1 protein-coding gene is annotated in these 1,808 nt (G+C 65.2%); it reads left to right on the forward strand.

What is annotated here, in order from left to right:
• Positions 1-21: 21 nt before the first annotated feature.
• On the forward strand, positions 22-1,377 hold the full coding sequence (locus ACQP1T_RS05010) for a GAF domain-containing protein (RefSeq protein ID WP_433758771.1): 1,356 nt from the start codon (positions 22-24) through the stop codon (positions 1,375-1,377).
• The last annotated feature ends 431 nt before the right edge of the window (positions 1,378-1,808 follow it).

A 1,808-nucleotide genomic window follows, 5' to 3' on the forward strand; every position in this document is an offset into this window, starting at 1 on the left:
TTGGGGCGGAAAGAAAGGCAAATGGTCAGCAATCTTGCAGGTGGGCGGCCCCCACGGCACGGCGTCGAACCCGGCACTCAGCTCGGCGCACTGGAAGCCTATGCCGCACAAGCACACGGATACCTTAGCGCGGGTGGCGAGCAGCTGTCCCAGCTTGCCGGTCTGCTGCGTCCCGTCGTGCTCGAATCCTGGTTGCGCAGTGTGCGCGGCGGTGTCGACCCGATGGATCCGCTCGACGGTCGCGGGCTGCGCGGCGCGGATCTGCAGCGCTACCGCGACGCGCATCCGATTGCCGCATTGATGCCGCTGATCGACAAATTGCTCGTACAGGACACGGCCAGAACGGGTTTGATCGTCGCGGTCGCCGATCAGTTCGGTCGGGTGCTGTGGGTGCACGGCAATTCCGATCAGATCGATGCCGCCGCCGAGATCGGGCTGCGCGCTGGTGATGATCTCAGCGAACGCCGCATCGGCACGAATGCCGTTGGCCTGGTGGTGCGCACCGGGCGGGCCGCGTGGATCCATGGGCCCGAACACTTTCTGCACCGGATGCATCAGATCACCGGCGCCGCGGCACCGGTGCACGATCCCGACGGCAGGCTGGTCGGGGTGCTGATGATCGCCGGGGGCGTGCGGGTGGCGAAGCCGGAGATTCTGGCCTTGGTGAAGGCGACCTCGACCGCGGCCGAAATGGATCTGCTGCTCACCGCGATGCGCGCGGGTCAGCGCGGGGCGGTGAGTTCGACCGGCGAAATCGCTACGGCGCGATTGGGTCTGGATGTCCTCGGATTGGGACAGCCGCTGTTGACCGTCGCGGGTGATCGAGTTCCGTTGTCGCAGCGGCACGCCGAGATTCTGCTGCTGCTCGCCGAGCATCCGGAGGGGCTCGGCGCGGATCATCTCGCCCTGCTGCTCGATGACACGGATCTGGATAACGGCACCATCCGCGCCGCTATGTCGCGGTTGCGCGCGGTGGTCGGCCCGAACGTATTCGGTTCGCGCCCGTATCGGTTGCGGGTGCATATCGCGACCGATATCGAGGCACTGCGCGCCGCGCTCGATTCCGGTGCTGTCGATACCGCGTTACGGCTGTACGCGGGTCCGGTGCTACCGCGCTCTACCGCGCCGGGAATTATCGATATCCGCGATGAACTTCGGGTCCGGCTGCGGGCGGCGGTGCTCGGATCCGGTGAAGCCGCGGTGCTGCGCCGGTGGACCGCATGTGCGGAGGGGCGCGACGACGCCGCGGCCTGGGTCGCGTATCGGGCGACCGTAGATCGCGATTCGCCGCTGTATGCGCAGATCGAGGCCAAGATTCGGGTGCTCGATCGGCGGCTGGGCGCCGATGCAACGCGGATGCAACGTTCGCGCTCATAGTCTGCACATCCGAAAGTGCTGTGGCTCACATCCGCGATCGAATTGTGGTCGCGAACACAGCTTTGCCCAGCTGTGTCGGCCCCGCTGAATGCGCTGGACAGCCGACCAACTTTTTTTAGAGCAAAAAGTTCCCTTTTATTAACGAAGCGCCTAGTGTTCGCAATGCGGATCACATCCGTGTGATGTAGCTGACACCGCCGCGGCGCCCGCACCGCGGCAGCGACGTTGGAGGAGCGATCAAGAGCTAGGCGCGAGCGGGGCGCAATCTGTTTCGATCTCGCGCGGGTGTCGTCCTGCCCCGCGCATTCGCCGAATTGTCTTGTGGTGGCGTCGAAGCCATGTGGCAACGCTGAACAGTGTTGCCGCAGCGGCTTATTCGTGCTGCCTGGAATCGTTCGGCCAGCTGTTTTACGCCGAACAAGGAGGCTCTG

Origin of the sequence: Nocardia sp. CA-135398 (assembly GCF_050955845.1) — a bacterium.
GTDB lineage: Bacteria > Actinomycetota > Actinomycetes > Mycobacteriales > Mycobacteriaceae > Nocardia.